The sequence below is a fragment of the Paraburkholderia sp. DHOC27 genome, assembly GCF_003429005.1.
Lineage (GTDB): Bacteria > Pseudomonadota > Gammaproteobacteria > Burkholderiales > Burkholderiaceae > Paraburkholderia.
This window is the reverse complement of sequence record NZ_QVQV01000001.1, coordinates 658209-672966: the sequence shown is the minus strand read 5'-3', so window position 1 is coordinate 672966 and position 14758 is coordinate 658209. Positions and strand designations below refer to the sequence as shown.

The following is a 14758-nucleotide window of genomic DNA, read 5'->3' as shown; positions in this document are numbered from 1 at the left end:
AACGTCGGCGCGAAGCCTCTTATTCATGGTACATGGATGGTTCGCGAAGCGGCAGCAAGCTGCTATCGCAATGGGCGCACCGCCGCTCACGCGCGCCTTGCATCATTCCATCAGTATTCAAACCGCATACTGCGCAATGCCATTGCCGAACGACCAGTTTTCCTTTGGCACATCCACGACATTCACGAATACGTCCTCGGGCCGCACGCCTGGATTCTCCACCAGACGTTCCGCGATCCGCTTGTACAGCGCCTGCTTGAGTTCCACCGTGCGCGTGTTGTTGGCGGTGATCTGAATGATCACGAGATCGTCGCTACGCTTGATATCCAGATAATTCTTGCTGTAGACAAAGTTGTCCGGAGCGTGCTCGGTGACGACCATGAACAGATCGTCTTCCGGCACGTTGAAAACTTCTCGCAGCGACTGGTAAACGCCCTGCGTCAGCGCTTTGCGGTAAGCCGCCGGTTTGCCGGCGCGCACTTCGATACGGGTGAACGGCATGATCAACGCTCCTGAATGAGAAGAATGAGTACACAGCGTAGACCGCTTCAATCATAATGAACAGGCATTCAAACTGATTTCATTTATTTTCATTGGAAATGAAAGTCCTCGATCTCGATGCGGTTCGCGCTTTCGTTCTGGTGGCCGATCTGCACAGCTTCACCCGCGCCGCCGATGCGCTCGACACCACGCAATCCGCCGTCAGCCTGAAGCTGAAGCGGCTGGAAACGCATCTGGGTAAGCAATTGATGGAGCGCACGCCGCGCGTCGTGCGGCTGTCGGCGGATGGCAATGCGTTCCTCGGCGCCGCACGCGATCTGCTGAACGCGCATGAGCGCGCGCTCGGTTCGCTGGCCATCGAGCAGCGCCGCCTGGCCCTGGGTTTGAGCGAGCACGTCGCCGGGCCGGATCTGGCGGAGTTGCTGGCCAAGCTCAATTCCTACGATCCGGGGCTGGTGCTGGAACTGCACCTGGGAATGTCAGCGGCGTTGCTCGCGCAGTTCGACGAGCGGCGGCTCGATGCCGTTATCGTGCGCTTCGAGCCCGACGATGCGCCACGCGACGACGCCACCGTGCTGTTCACCGAGCCGCTCGGCTGGCTCGCCGCGCCACACTGGCAGCCGCGCGCCGGTGAACCCTTGCCGCTCGCGCTGCTCACGCCGCCATGCAACGTGCGCGCCGTCGCGATTCACGCGCTGGAGACGGCCGGTATCGCGTGGCGCGAGGCGTTCGTGGGCGGCGGCGTCGCGGCCGTGGGTGCGGCGACGGCGGCCGGGCTCGCGGTATCGCCGCTGGCACGGCGAGTGGCGCCGCGCGGCCTGATCGACGTTGGGCCGCGCATGGGCTTGCCGCCGTTGTCCGAGTCGCGCGTCACGTTGCATTCGCGCGTGCGGGATGCCCGTTCGCTGGACACGCTGCGCATGCTGGCGGGTGGACTGGGCGGCACCATCTAGCGGGGCGCGCCGCTGTGCGTATGACTCCGCCTCACGCCATGCACACGCCAGAGGCCTGGCTCAGTGCAGGATCGGCGGAAGATTGCTGTTTTCAGCGAGGGGCTTGACCGTCCCACTCGTCGCTGGGGCGGCCGCCTGAGTCGCTGGCTGAATAGTCGAGTGCGAAGCGGCCGCGCTGCCCGTCGCGGGCGGGCGTGATGTCGGGGCGGCGTTGGTCGCCAGCTTCGGCGCGTTGGCGTGTGCCGCCGTCGTCTTCGGCGCAGGCTTCGCTTGGGCCGTTTTGATCTTGCGATCACCTGCGGACAGCCCAGCGGTTTTCACCCGCGTCTTCGAAGAACCCAAAGTTGCGCTAGGCTTGGCGGCATGACGCGTTTCGACCTGAGCAGTCGTCACGCGATGCGACTTCTGCGCAATGACCGCCTTGCTAGCGGGCTTGTCAGCGCCGCTGGCATGCGCAGCCATCTTCGCACCCGGCCGTCCGTTTTTGCCCTGCGGCGCCGCCTTCCCCGCCGGCACCTTCACCTTGCCTCGTTTCGGCGCATGTCGCGCCTCCGGCGGATTCCACACTTCCGTGTATTGCGCCGCCTGCGCGGTGCCCGCCCATGCCATCATCAAACTCACTGCTACGCCTACCGCTCGCACCCACATCACCTGCGTCTCCTGATCATCAATCTCTTCGTCGGGTCGCGATTATACCTGTTGCGCCCTTGCATTAATCCAGATTTAGACTAATATCAGGATACAGTACAGATCAGGACACCGTGCCATGCCTCATGCCGCTCGTGCCTCTCAAGACAGCCCGCCACTGCACGGCGCTGTCGCGGAGCCTTCGTTGACCGAAATGTCGGCGGCCGGCCTGCGGGCGTTCTTCAAGATTACGCAGGCCTGGGACTTGAGCACGGACGAACAGATCGTCCTGCTCGGATCGCCGGCCCGCTCGACCTTCTTCAAATGGAAATCCGAGCCGCAGACCGCCCGGCTGGGGCGCGACACGCTCGAACGGCTGTCGCTGCTGCTCGGCATCTACAAGGCGCTGCAAATCCTTCTGCCGCAACCCGCCGCTGCCGATGGCTGGGTCAAACGCCCCAACAGCGCCCCGCCGTTCGGCGGCCGTAGCGCGCTGGACCGGCTGCTCGCCGGCAATATCAGCGACCTCGTCGCCGTGCGCCAGTATCTCGACGCGATGCGAGGCGGCTGGGCGTGACTGAATTGCAATGGCAGGACCGCTGGCGCGCCGCGCCGCTCGTCTGGTCGCCCGCGTTTCGCGTGATCCCAACGCGCTTCCCGGCCGTCAACCTGTTCGACCGCGTGGCGGACCCCGAAGATTTCGAGGCGCTGTACGCACTCGAAGCCATGACCAACGACCGTCTGCGCACCGAGATCGGCGAACTGGATCTGGTGCCGCGCGAGGAGCGCCGTTTCGGCCCCGGCTATGGCCCGATCATGGCGGCCTTCACGCATCTGAATCCGCTGGGCAGCCGCTTTTCCGACGGCAGCTACGGGGTGTTCTATTGCGCCCGTTCACGCGCCACCGCAATCGCTGAAACGCGCTATCACACGGGCAAGTTTCTGGCCGCAACGGCAGAGGCACCCATGCGTCAGCAGATGCGTCTGTACACGGTGAGTGCGGAAGGCGAGGTCGTGGACGTGCGCGACGACGCGTCGCTCGACCAAGGCGTGCTCTCGCCCAACGACTATCACGCCGGGCAAGCGCTCGGAAGAGCCGCGCGGGCGGCAGGCGCACCGGGCATCGCCTACCCTTCGGTGCGCGATGCGGGCGGCCAGTGTCTCGCGGCGTTCAAGACCACGCTGTTACGCGACTGCCACCATGCGGCGTATCTGGAATACAACTGGAACGGCAAAGCGGTGGATGCGGTGTTCGAACTAAACCAGGTCGGCTAGCCCAGCAAGCCGCGATGAGTGCGTCAAGGCAACGCCAGCGCCGCCGCGCCTTCCGCGCGCGCCGCTTCGGTTGTGACAGACCAGCGTTGCGGCTTGCGGGCTTCAACCATCGTCAGCTTGCCGCCGGGTCCGAATGCGCCGGTGTCGATGAACACCTGGGCGCCGATCTGCTGAATGCTGCGCATCGGCGTGTGGCCGCAATACGTCAGAGAGAGCGTGCGCTGGATGCTGGGATCGCCGTTGCCCATTGCGAGGTCGCGTCCCCAAAGCAGTTGCTGACGTTCGTCGGCGGAAAAGTCGCCCACATCCAGGTCGGCGTCGCTGCCAAAGAATTCCGCGTGCAGGATGTTGAAGCGCTCGCTGCCACTGCCCACCACGCGTGCAAGCGGCAAGGAGCTCAGACGCTGCGCGTAGTCACGCAGCTTTTCGTCGGACAGTTGCGCCGCCCACACGCCGCCAATGCCGTACCACCATTGCCTGCGCAGGCGCCCTTCGGCGACTGCGCAAAGCGTGTCCTCGTGATTGCCGAGCACGGCGTAAAACCAGGGTTTGTCGAGCAGCGCAAGCGCCTCCTCGGATTGCGTGCCGCGATCAATCAGATCGCCGACGGAAAACAGCCGGTCGCGCGCCGGGTCGAACTCGACCTCGCGCAACAGATAGCGCAAGGCATCCACACAGCCATGCAGGTCGCCCACGACAAAGTCGCGGCCGCTTCGATTGACCGGGTGGTGCTGAACATCAGTAAAGAGTGCGGTAGCCATGCGCTCATAATAGAACGGCGCCGCAAAGCGCGTATGCGCGGTTTCTATCTTTTCTCGGCGGCTTCACATGCCGCATGCAGCCTTGCTCCCGACGAATCGCTCAGCACGCGACACGATCCGGCAAAGCGTGCCGAACGAAGCCGTTTGACACATGCTTCAGACGGTCATAGTTGCTGCAACCGCAAATCGGGCAACCAGGAACGATCCAACAAAACTCAAACCTGATCTCGTGCTTCGATGAGTCGACGCCCGAGCATCGTGCGAGGCACGCGGTAGAATCGTCGGCACACAATTTTGCTCAACATCGCTCCTGTTCGAGTACATCCCTCACCTTTCATTTCCATGCCAACGAACTTTTATCCGCAGGTACTTCGCAATCGTCCGCGCATGGTCGTGGCGCTCGTGATCGGCATCATCGCCGCGCTCGTCGCGCCCTGGGCGATGCGGCCCATGATCCGCGTGCTGGCGGCATGGGACGTCGCTATCTGGATCTATCTCATCCTGATCTGGATTCACATGGCGCAGGCCGATGAGCGCAGCGTGCGCGAATTCGCGATCCGCGACGACGAGAACGCCGGCGTCGTGCTGGTCGTCGTTTGTCTTGCGACGGTGGCAAGCATCGCGGCCATCGTGCTCGAACTCGCGTCGGCAAAAAACCTCGGCCCAGCCTCCACGCTCGCGCACTACGCCGTGACCGGCTTCACCATGATCGGCGCGTGGTTCTTCATTCCAACCATCTTCACGCTGCACTACGCGCGGCTTTACTATGGCTCCGATCCCAAACAGACCGCGCTGCAGTTTCCCGATCACGGACTTCAGCCGAACTATTGGGACTTCCTGTACTTCTCGTTCACCATCGCGGTGGCCTCGCAGACTTCCGACGTGGTGCTGTGCTCGCGCACTATCCGCCGTGCCGCACTGGCGCAATCCATTCTGTCGTTCTACTTCAACGTGGCCGTGCTCGGCCTGTGCGTGAACATCGCGGCGGGCCTGCTCGGCTCGTGATGTCCATTCTGTGACGTGTAAATCGCGCACCCCGCGCGTCCGATTTACACGTCCGTCGCGGCCCGGCGCAACGCCGCGCCGCGCGCATCACCCGATGCGCCCCCGCCTGTCACTGACGCTGTCAGCCTTGTCCCGTCTGGCACAACGCTTGCTGAAAGTCTCGCATTTATCTGGTCCAGAACCGCGTAACTGGTGAGAAGCGCGAGCGTAGTGTTCGATTCAGCCCTGCGGCCGATCGATCTTTGCACTACATTGACCAGTGTGCCCGTCGACTTACGCGACGCGCGGCATCCGGCTCTGGAAGCCCAATGAGCGATGTGATCGCATAGCCATGCATCCATATCGCGGCAGGACGAATCTGGAAACGACCGATGGAACCTTCACAAAGGTATGCGCCGCGGATCTATTTTCTTCACTCTTTTCTGGTCGGACCGCTCGATGCGTGGCCCGCGCGCTTCGAGCACGCGGCCCGGCTAGGCTTCGATCATGTCCTGATCGGTGCGCTGTTCCAGCCCGGCAGGGCGGGACATGCGCAGGTGGTCAGCGACCATCAGCGCCTGCACCCGGCGTTCGAGGCGCAGCAGTCCGCGCCTGAGGCCCTGCGAAGTCTTACCGAGGCCGCACAGCGGCACGGCGTGAGCGTGCTGGTCGATCTGGTGATCGACCGCGTAGCCGCCGACGGCGAACTCTTCACGCAGCATCCGGACTGGTTCCACCCGTTCGAATCGGAAGAGGCGCGTCTTGATCCGCGTCATGCGCATCGCGAAGACAACGTCGCGTATGCCAACTTCAACGACGACGGCAACACCGCCGCGCTGCTCGACTGGTGGACGCGCGAACTGTTGACGCTCGCCGAAGCAGGCGTCACGGGATTCCGTTTCGATTCGCCGCATCGCGTGCCCGCGCACTTCTGGCACCAGCTTGGGGCGGCGGTGCGGGCAAAGCATCCGGCGGTGCGTTTTCTCGCCGCCACGCCGGGTCTCGCGCGCCAGGATCTCGCTCAACTGGAAGGTGCCGGTTTCGACAGCGTGTTCTCGTCGATCCGCTGGTGGGACTTCCGCGCCAGCTGGATGACCGATGAACACGCGGCACTGATCCGCATCGGCGCGCCCATCGCTTTTCCGGAAGCGCCATACGGTACGCGCCTCGCTGCTGATCTCGACGACGTGCACGATGCGACCATCGTCGAACGCGCCTATCAACGCGCGCTGTTCACGGCGGCTGCCACCGGCACCGGCTGGATGATGCCAATGGGCTTCGAATACGGCGTCGCGCAACCCATGTCCTATTCGCGTGGCGATCGTGCGCAGTTTGCGGAGTCGTGCAGTCACGCGCGCTTCGATCTGTCCGAGCGCATCGCGCACGTCAACGCCGTGATGCGCGACAGCGAACCGCTGCAAACGGTAGGCGAACTGCGCGCGCTGAGCGGACCGGGCGCGCCCGCTGCCGTGCTGTTGCGCGGCGACCGGCTCGATCTGCGTGACAGCGATCAAGCCACGCTGATCGTCGTCAACCCTGAACTCGGCACGCCCGTGCGCGTCGATCCTGCACGTTTCCTGACTGGCGTGCCAGGCAACTTCACGCGCTTCGTGCCTCTGGATGCGCCCGCCGGTTCCAAGCCGGCCGCCCTCGCTCCGTTCACACTCGGACCCGGCGCGTGCCGTCTGTTCAGCGCGATAGCCGAGAAGCCGATTCGCCTCGCGCCGCCCATCGACAAACCCAACAGCAAGCGCAGCGGCCGCAAGACCGTGATGGAAGCGATCGCCGCGCCGCGTGTCGCCATCGAAAGCGTGACGCCGTCAATCGACAACGGCCGCTTCGTCGTCAAGAAAATTGTCGGCGAGCGGGTGCGGGTCACGGCAGCCATCTTCGCGGAAGGGCATGACAAGATCGCCGCCGCTGTGATGTATCGCGCCGCCGATGAAACCGCCTGGCGCGAAGTCCCGATGGCCCCCGCGCAGCCGGTCGGCATCGACTTGTGGGAAGCGCGCATTCCGCTTGAACGCATCGGACGCTATGAGTTCACCGTGCTCGCCTGGCGCGACGACTTTGCGTCACTGGTCGAGCACGTGCAAAAGAAGCTGAAGGCGGGGCAAACGGTCGAGACCGAGATCGACGAAGCAAGCCATCTGTTTGCGCTCGTGCTCGCCGAAGTGGAGACGGTGGAAGGCGCCGTCACCGACCCGCTCGAACATATCGTCAAGGTGTTCGCCAAAGCGGACCCGGACACGCGCCTTGCCTTGCTGCTCGCGCCGACCACGGCGAAGGCGATGGCCGCGGCCCGTCACAGGCCGTTCCTGACGCGCGACCCGGTGGTCTACCGCATCGACGCCGAGCGCACGGCCGCGGGCTTCGCCAGCTGGTACGAAATCTTCCCGCGTTCGATGAGCGACGACGAATCGCGCCACGGCACCTTCAAGGACGTCATCACGAAGCTGCCGCGCGTGCGCGAGATGGGCTTCGACGTGCTGTATTTCCCGCCGATCCATCCGATTGGCGTGGCCAACCGCAAGGGCCGCAACAACACGCTGAACGCCCAGCCCGGTGACGTGGGTAGTCCGTACGCGATTGGTGGCAAGGAAGGCGGCCACTCGGCCGTGCATCCTGAACTCGGCACGCTCGATGACTTCAAGGCCATGCTGGCCGCCGCGCATGAGCAAGGCCTCGAAATCGCGCTCGACTTCGCGATTCAGTGCTCGCCGGACCACCCCTGGCTGAAGGAGCATCCCACGTGGTTTGCGTGGCGGCCGGACGGCACACTGCGCTACGCGGAGAATCCGCCGAAGAAGTATCAGGACATCGTCAATCCCGACTTCTACGCGCAGGATGCCAAGCCAGACCTGTGGCTTGCCTTGCGCGACGTGATCCTGTTCTGGATCGAAGCGGGCGTGCACATTTTCCGCGTCGACAATCCGCATACGAAACCGCTGCCGTTCTGGGAGTGGATGATCGCCGACGTGCGCTCGCGCTACCCCGACACGATCTTCTTCGCCGAAGCGTTCACGCGGCCACGCATGATGTACCGGCTCGGCAAGATCGGTTACTCGATGTCGTACACGTATTTCACGTGGCGCGAATCGAAGCGCGAGTTCACGGATTACCTGACCGAGCTGACGCAGACCAATGTGCGCGAATACTACCGGCCGAATTTCTTCGTCAACACGCCGGACATCAATCCGCGCCATCTGCAGTCGTGGGGACGCGCGGGCTTTCTGATGCGCGCGGCGCTGGCGTCCACACTCTCTGGTTTGTGGGGCGTGTATAGCGGCTTCGAGCTGTGCGAGGCGGCTGCGCTACCCAACAGCGAGGAATATCTCGACTCCGAGAAGTATCAGTTGCGTGCGTGGGACTGGAACCGGCCGGGCAATATCGTCGGCGAAATCACCGCGCTCAATCGCATCCGGCGCGCGAACCCGGCCTTGCAATCGCATCTGGGCTTGACGTTCCTGACGGCGCACAATGACCGCATCCTGTTCTTCGAGAAAGCCACCGAAGCGCGCGACAACGTCGTGGTGGTGGCCATCAACCTCGATCCCTTCAATGAACAGGGCGCGGATGTCGAGCTTTCCTGGGCCACTTTCGCGCACTGGAAACTGGACGATCACGCCACGCTCGAAGTGGTCGATCAAATGACCGGGACGCGTTTCGAATGGCACGGCCGCTGGCAGCACGTGCGCCTGAATCCTGGCGTCATGCCGTTCGCGATCTGGCGCATTGCGCCGGTGGGCGGCCTGCCGCCCGAACCGCCCAGCCCCGATGACGACAATGGCACCCGCCCGGCTGGTGCCGGCGGCACAACTCCTAACGAAGGTGCGTAATGAAACGTGACGACCCATCCGAGAGCACGTCGCCGGTCCAGACGGCTGCAGGCACCACCACCAGCGTTGCGGTGAAGCCGCGGCCAGCGCGGCGCGGCAAGCCTTCGACCTTGAGCGACGATCCGCTCTGGTACAAGGACGCCATCATTTATCAGGTGCACATCAAATCGTTCTTCGATGCGAACAACGATGGCGTAGGCGATTTTCCCGGCCTGATTGCGAAGCTCGACTACATCGCCGAACTCGGCGTGAATGCGATCTGGCTGCTGCCGTTCTATCCTTCGCCGCGTCGCGACGACGGCTACGACATTGCCGACTATCGCAATGTGCATCCAGACTACGGCAACCTGTCCGACGTGAAGCACTTCATTCAGGAAGCGCACGCCCGCGGCATTCGTGTGATCACCGAACTGGTCATCAACCACACGTCGGATCAGCACCCCTGGTTCCAGCGCGCACGCCGCGCGAAGCCCGGCTCGAATCATCGCAACTTCTACGTGTGGTCCGATACCGACGAGAAGTACACCGGCACGCGCATCATCTTCATTGACAGCGAGCCGTCCAACTGGACGCATGATCCGGTGGCAGGCGCCTACTACTGGCACCGCTTCTATTCGCACCAGCCCGATCTGAATTTCGACAATCCAGCTGTGATCAAGGAAGTGCTACAGGTGATGCGCTTCTGGCTCGACATGGGCATTGACGGGCTGCGGCTGGATGCGGTGCCCTATCTGGTGGAACGCGAAGGCACCAACAACGAGAACCTGCCGGAAACGCACGCGATTCTGAAGAAGATCCGCGCCACCATCGACGCCGAATATCCGAACCGGATGCTGCTCGCCGAGGCCAATCAGTGGCCGGAAGATGTGAAGGAATATTTCGGCGACGAGGACGAATGCCATATGGCATTCCACTTCCCGCTGATGCCGCGCATTTACATGTCCATTGCGAGCGAAGACCGCTTCCCGATCACCGACATCATGCGGCAAACGCCGGATCTGGCGGAGACGAATCAATGGGCGATCTTCCTGCGCAATCACGATGAACTGACGCTGGAAATGGTCACGGATTCGGAACGCGACTATCTGTGGAACACCTACGCGAGCGATCGCCGCGCACGCCTGAATCTTGGCATCCGGCGCCGTCTTGCACCGTTGATGGAACGCGACCGCCGCCGCATCGAACTGATCAACTCATTGCTGCTGTCGATGCCCGGCACGCCCGTCATCTATTACGGCGACGAACTCGGCATGGGTGACAACATCCACCTCGGCGATCGCGACGGCGTCCGTACACCGATGCAATGGTCGTCCGACCGCAACGGCGGTTTCTCGCGCGCCGATCCCGAGCAACTGGTTCTGCCGCCGGTGATGGGCTCGCTGTATGGCTTCGATGCCGTCAACGTGGAAGCGCAAAGCCGCGATCCGCATTCGCTGCTCAACTGGACGCGCCGCATGCTCGCCACGCGCCGCGCCAAGCAAACCTTTGGCCGTGGCACGATCCGATTTCTGAAGCCCGCGAATCGCAAGATTCTTGCGTATCTGCGCGAGTTGCCCGGCGAGCCGACCATTCTGTGCGTGGCCAATCTGTCGCGCGCGCCGCAAGCAGTCGAACTCGACCTGTCCGAGTTCGCCGGTTCCGTGCCGATCGAAATGACCGCGGACTCCGTGTTTCCGGCCATCGGTCAGCTCACCTATCTGTTGACCTTCCCGCCCTACGGCTTCCTGTGGTTCCTGATCTGCCCGGGCACGCAGCGTCCCACCTGGGCGCAGGCACATTCCGAGCCGCTGCCCGAATTCGTGACCATCGTGATTCGCGAAGGACAGGTCGGCCCGACTCCTGAAAACGTCCGCTTGCTGGAATCCGAAGTGCTGCCGTCATGGCTCAGCCGGCGCCGCTGGTTTGCGTCGAAAGACCAGCAGTTGCACGCCGTGCGTCTCGCCGCGCTGACGACCATCCCGAACGGCGGTTTCGCCTTCACTGAAATCGAAGCTGACGTGGGCGACCACACCGAGCGCTACGTGTTGCCAATCGCGATTACGTGGGGCGGTGAAACGACCTACCCGCTGTTCATGCAACTGGCCTTGGCGCGCGTGCGCCGTGGCCGCAACGTCGGCCATCTGACGGACGCGTTCGCGTTGCCGATCTTCGCGCACAACGTGCTGCGCAAGCTGCGGGAACGTGCTGTCGTGCCGACCGTGCAGAAGAGCGAAATCCGCTTCATTCCCACGGATCGTCTGAGCGAACTCGATCTGGGCGAGCGTCCGGAAATCCGCTGGCTGGCTGCTGAGCAGAGCAACAGTTCGCTGATCATCGCGGACGCCGTGGTGCTCAAACTCGTGCGGCGGCTCGTGGCCGGCATCCATCCGGAAGCGGAAATCAGCCGCTATCTGACGAAGATCGGCTACGCCAACACTGCGCCGCTGTACGGCGAAGTAGTGCGCGTCGATCCGGCCGGTGTGCCGCACACGCTGTGCATCCTGCAAGGCTTTATCGACAACCAGGGCGATGCGTGGAACTGGGCGCTCGATTACCTGCGCCGCATGATCGACGATCTCGCGCTCGCCGTCGATGCCGACGACGCCGTGCCCGATCGCGACAAGGAAGCGCAAGCCATCGAAGGTTATCGCGCGATGGCGGGTGTGATCGGCAAGCGGCTCGGTGAACTGCACGTCGCGCTCGCTTCGCCCACCGACGACCCGGCTTTCGCACCGGAAGCGGCCACGCCGGAGCAGGTGCAGGCGTGGATCGAAGGCACTGTGAGCCTGCTGAACTCCGCGCTCGATCTGCTGGGACCGCGTCTGGACCAGTTGGCCGAGGACACGCAGGGCCTCGCGCGCAGTCTGCTGGATCGCCGCGAAGCGCTGGTCGAAGCGGTGAAGAAGCTGGTGCCGGCCGACGCGGGCGCATTGCGCACGCGCATTCACGGCGACTTCCATTTGGGTCAGGTGCTGGTCGCGCAAGGCGACGCGTTCCTGATCGACTTCGAAGGAGAACCGGCGCGCTCGCTCGACGAACGTCGTCAGAAGTCGAGCCCGATGCGCGACGTTGCAGGTCTGTTGCGTTCGTTCTCGTATGCGAGCGCCGCCGCGCAATCCACTACGGAAAGCGCGCCGCAACAAACCGCAGATCGCAAGCGCGCGCTGTTCGACCGCTTCCGCGTGCATGCCACCGAGAGTTTCCTCGAGCAGTATCGCGCCGCCGTCACATTGGCGCCGCAACCGCTGGTCGCGCCCGCGTCTGAGCAAGCCTTGCTCGATCTGTTCCTGATCGAAAAGGCCGCTTACGAAATCCGCTACGAAGCAGCCAATCGTCCCACCTGGCTCGGCTTGCCGGTGCGCGGCCTCGCCGCGCTCGCGAGCCGCTTGCTCGGCGACACAGGTATGCCCCACGACCCACCGGCGACCGGCTCGACCGGCGCCACACCGCCTAACCCGGCCGAGGGCGATTATGAGTGAGTACGATCCGAATGCCGGACTTCATCCGCTGGATCTGGATGCATTAGTCGAAGCGCGCCACCCCGATCCGTTTTCGCAGCTGGGCATGCATCACACGGACGCTGGTCCGGTGGTGCGCGCGCTGTTGCCGAATGCGGCACACGTCACCGTGATTGCGCGCGCGGACGGCGCGGTGCTCGGCGAACTGCAACAGGTGCACTCCGGCGGCCTGTTCATCGGCCGTGTCAACGCGGCGGTGCCGTATCGTTTGCGTGTCGACTGGCACGGACCGGTGCAGGAAATCGAGGACACCTATTCGTTTGGCCCCGTGCTGGGCGATGAGCCGCTACACCGGCTTGCCAATGGCGATCCGTATGCCGTGCTCGAATGCCTGGGCTCGCGCCCCATGGAAATTGATGGCGTGCCCGGCGTGCGTTTCGCCGTCTGGGCGCCGAATGCGCGGCGCGTCTCCGTGGTCGGCGACTTCAATGCGTGGGACGGACGACGTCATCCGATGCGGCTGCGTCATCAGGCGGGCGTGTGGGAGCTGTTCGTGCCGCGCATCGGCCCCGGCACGCGCTACAAATACGAGTTGCTCTCGCGCGACGGCTATCCGCTGCCGCTCAAGGCCGACCCGTGCGCCATGCAAACAGAACGGCCACCAGCTACGGCTTCCGTGGTTGCGCACGTGGACGAGATCGAACAGTTTCCGTGGACCGACGAAGCGTGGCTGCAATCGCGCGGCGCCAATCAGACGGCGCGCTCGCCTATTTCGATCTACGAAGTGCACGCGGAATCCTGGTTGCGCGTCGCGGAAGACGGCCAGCGCGGACTCAACTGGTCGGAACTCGCGGACCGCCTGATTCCGTACGCACACGGCATGGGCTTTACGCACGTCGAATTCATGCCGATTGCGGAGCATCCGTTTGGCGGCTCGTGGGGGTATCAACCGCTCGGGCAGTTTGCGCCGTCAGCGCGTTTCGGCAAGCCCGAAGAGTTCGCGATGTTCGTCAACAAGGCGCACGAAGCGGGGCTCGGGGTGATTCTCGACTGGGTGCCGGCGCACTTTCCTAACGACGCCCACGGCTTCGTCAATTTCGACGGCACGCCGCTCTACGAGCACGCCGATCCGCGCGAAGGCTATCACCAGGACTGGAACACGATGATCTTCAACCTCGGCCGCAACGAGGTGAGCGCGTTCCTGATTGCCTCGGCGCTGGCGTGGCTCAAGCGCTATCACGTGGATGGCCTGCGCGTGGACGCAGTGGCTTCGATGCTCTACCGTGACTATTCACGCGCGGCCGGCGAATGGGTGCCGAACATCTACGGCGGGCGCGAGAATCTCGAATCCATCGCGTTTCTCAAGCGGCTCAATCACGAAGTGGGCTTCGTGCCGGGCGTGCCTGGCGCCATCACGATTGCGGAAGAGTCCACGGCCTGGCCTGGCGTGACCGCGCCGGTCGAAGAAGGCGGCCTCGGCTTCGAGTTCAAGTGGAACATGGGCTGGATGCACGACACGCTGCACTACATGGAGGAAGACCCGGTCTACCGCCGCTACCATCACCACAACATGACGTTCGGGATGGTGTACGCGTATTCCGAGAATTTCGTCCTGCCGCTTTCGCACGACGAAGTGGTCTACGGCAAAGGCTCGCTGCTCGGCAAGATGCCGGGCGACCGCTGGCAGCGCTTTGCCAATCTGCGTGGCTATTTCGGCTTTATGTGGACCCATCCGGGCAAGAAACTGCTCTTCATGGGTGGCGAATTCGGTCAGATGGCGGAGTTCAATCACGACGGCTCGCCGCACTGGCATCTGCTCGACGATCCGCTGCATCACGGCACGCAATTGCTGGTACGCGATCTGAACCGCCTCTATGCCGATGAACCCGCGCTCTACACGCTCGACTGCGAACCTGGCGGCTTCGAATGGCTGATCGGCGACGACGCCGACAACAGCGTGTTTGCCTACCGGCGCGTGGACGGCGCGGGGCGCGAACTGGTGGTGGTCTGCAATTTCACGCCGGTGCCGCGGCTGGGTTATCGGCTCGGCATGCCGGTGGCCGGCCGCTGGAGCGAAATCCTCAACACGGATGCCAGCGTGTATGGCGGCTCGAACGTCGGCAATGCGGGGCTGATCTATACCGAGGAGATTGCGAGCCACGGCAAGGCGCATTCCGCCGCGCTGATCCTGCCGCCGCTGGCGACCATCGTGCTGCGCGCGGATACGTGACACGGTAGGGCGTGGCGTGCGGCATCGGCATCTCGTGTGCACGGTGCGCGCTCCACGCTCTGGTCGCGCTCTGGTCGTATAGGGCCATGTAACGGGGTGATTTACGCTGTGACTGTGGTGCGCAGGCGGAGTGGTCCATCTGCCTGCGCAG

Annotated in this window: 10 protein-coding genes; 7 read left to right on the top strand and 3 right to left on the bottom strand. The window is 63.7% G+C overall.

Going from position 1 to position 14758, the window contains the following annotated elements:
* Window positions 1-117: 117 nt before the first annotated feature.
* Window positions 118-501: a tautomerase family protein gene (locus tag D0B32_RS02930; RefSeq protein ID WP_117332173.1), complete on the bottom strand. Its 384-nt coding sequence runs from the start codon at window positions 499-501 to the stop codon at window positions 118-120.
* Between the two features lie 98 nt (window positions 502-599).
* Here D0B32_RS02930 and D0B32_RS02925 point away from each other — a divergent pair, with 98 nt between their 5' ends.
* Window positions 600-1454 (top strand): LysR family transcriptional regulator, encoded by an 855-nt coding sequence (locus tag D0B32_RS02925; protein WP_117332172.1) that lies wholly within the window; start codon window positions 600-602, stop codon window positions 1452-1454.
* A gap of 60 nt (window positions 1455-1514) precedes the next feature.
* On the opposite strand, the gene D0B32_RS02920 is transcribed toward D0B32_RS02925, so the two are convergent.
* A complete protein-coding gene (locus tag D0B32_RS02920; protein WP_147329482.1) occupies window positions 1515-2105 on the bottom strand; it encodes a hypothetical protein in 591 nt (196 codons plus the stop codon).
* Between the two features lie 115 nt (window positions 2106-2220).
* Between D0B32_RS02920 and D0B32_RS02915 the strand changes: the two genes are divergently transcribed.
* Window positions 2221-2658: an MbcA/ParS/Xre antitoxin family protein gene (locus D0B32_RS02915; protein WP_117332170.1), complete on the top strand. Its 438-nt coding sequence runs from the start codon at window positions 2221-2223 to the stop codon at window positions 2656-2658.
* Window positions 2655-3356, top strand: a complete 702-nt coding sequence (locus tag D0B32_RS02910) for an RES family NAD+ phosphorylase (protein WP_117332169.1) — start codon at window positions 2655-2657, stop codon at window positions 3354-3356. The genes D0B32_RS02915 and D0B32_RS02910 overlap by 4 nt, the downstream gene beginning before the upstream one ends.
* A gap of 23 nt (window positions 3357-3379) precedes the next feature.
* Here D0B32_RS02910 and D0B32_RS02905 read toward each other — a convergent pair whose 3' ends face one another.
* Entirely contained in the window at window positions 3380-4117 is a 738-nt protein-coding gene (locus tag D0B32_RS02905) for a metallophosphoesterase (protein WP_117332168.1), read from the bottom strand.
* Window positions 4118-4459: 342 nt separating this feature from the next.
* On the opposite strand from D0B32_RS02905, the gene D0B32_RS02900 reads away from it, so the two are divergent.
* The 4 genes from D0B32_RS02900 to glgB all read left to right on the top strand — a co-directional run bounded on the left by D0B32_RS02900 (window position 4460) and on the right by glgB (window position 14607).
* Window positions 4460-5122, top strand: a complete 663-nt coding sequence (locus tag D0B32_RS02900) for a DUF1345 domain-containing protein (RefSeq protein ID WP_117332167.1) — start codon at window positions 4460-4462, stop codon at window positions 5120-5122.
* A 371-nt stretch (window positions 5123-5493) separates the two neighbouring features.
* Window positions 5494-8940, top strand: coding sequence for a maltotransferase domain-containing protein (locus D0B32_RS02895; protein WP_117332166.1), 3447 nt, complete (start codon window positions 5494-5496; stop codon window positions 8938-8940).
* The gene (gene treS / locus D0B32_RS02890) at window positions 8940-12398 is read left to right on the top strand and encodes a maltose alpha-D-glucosyltransferase (protein WP_117332165.1); all 3459 of its coding nucleotides are present in this window, start codon (window positions 8940-8942) and stop codon (window positions 12396-12398) included. The genes D0B32_RS02895 and treS overlap by 1 nt, the downstream gene beginning before the upstream one ends.
* Entirely contained in the window at window positions 12391-14607 is a 2217-nt protein-coding gene (gene glgB / locus D0B32_RS02885; protein WP_117332164.1) for a 1,4-alpha-glucan branching protein GlgB, read from the top strand. Before treS ends, glgB begins: the two co-directional genes overlap by 8 nt.
* Window positions 14608-14758 lie beyond the last annotated feature (151 nt).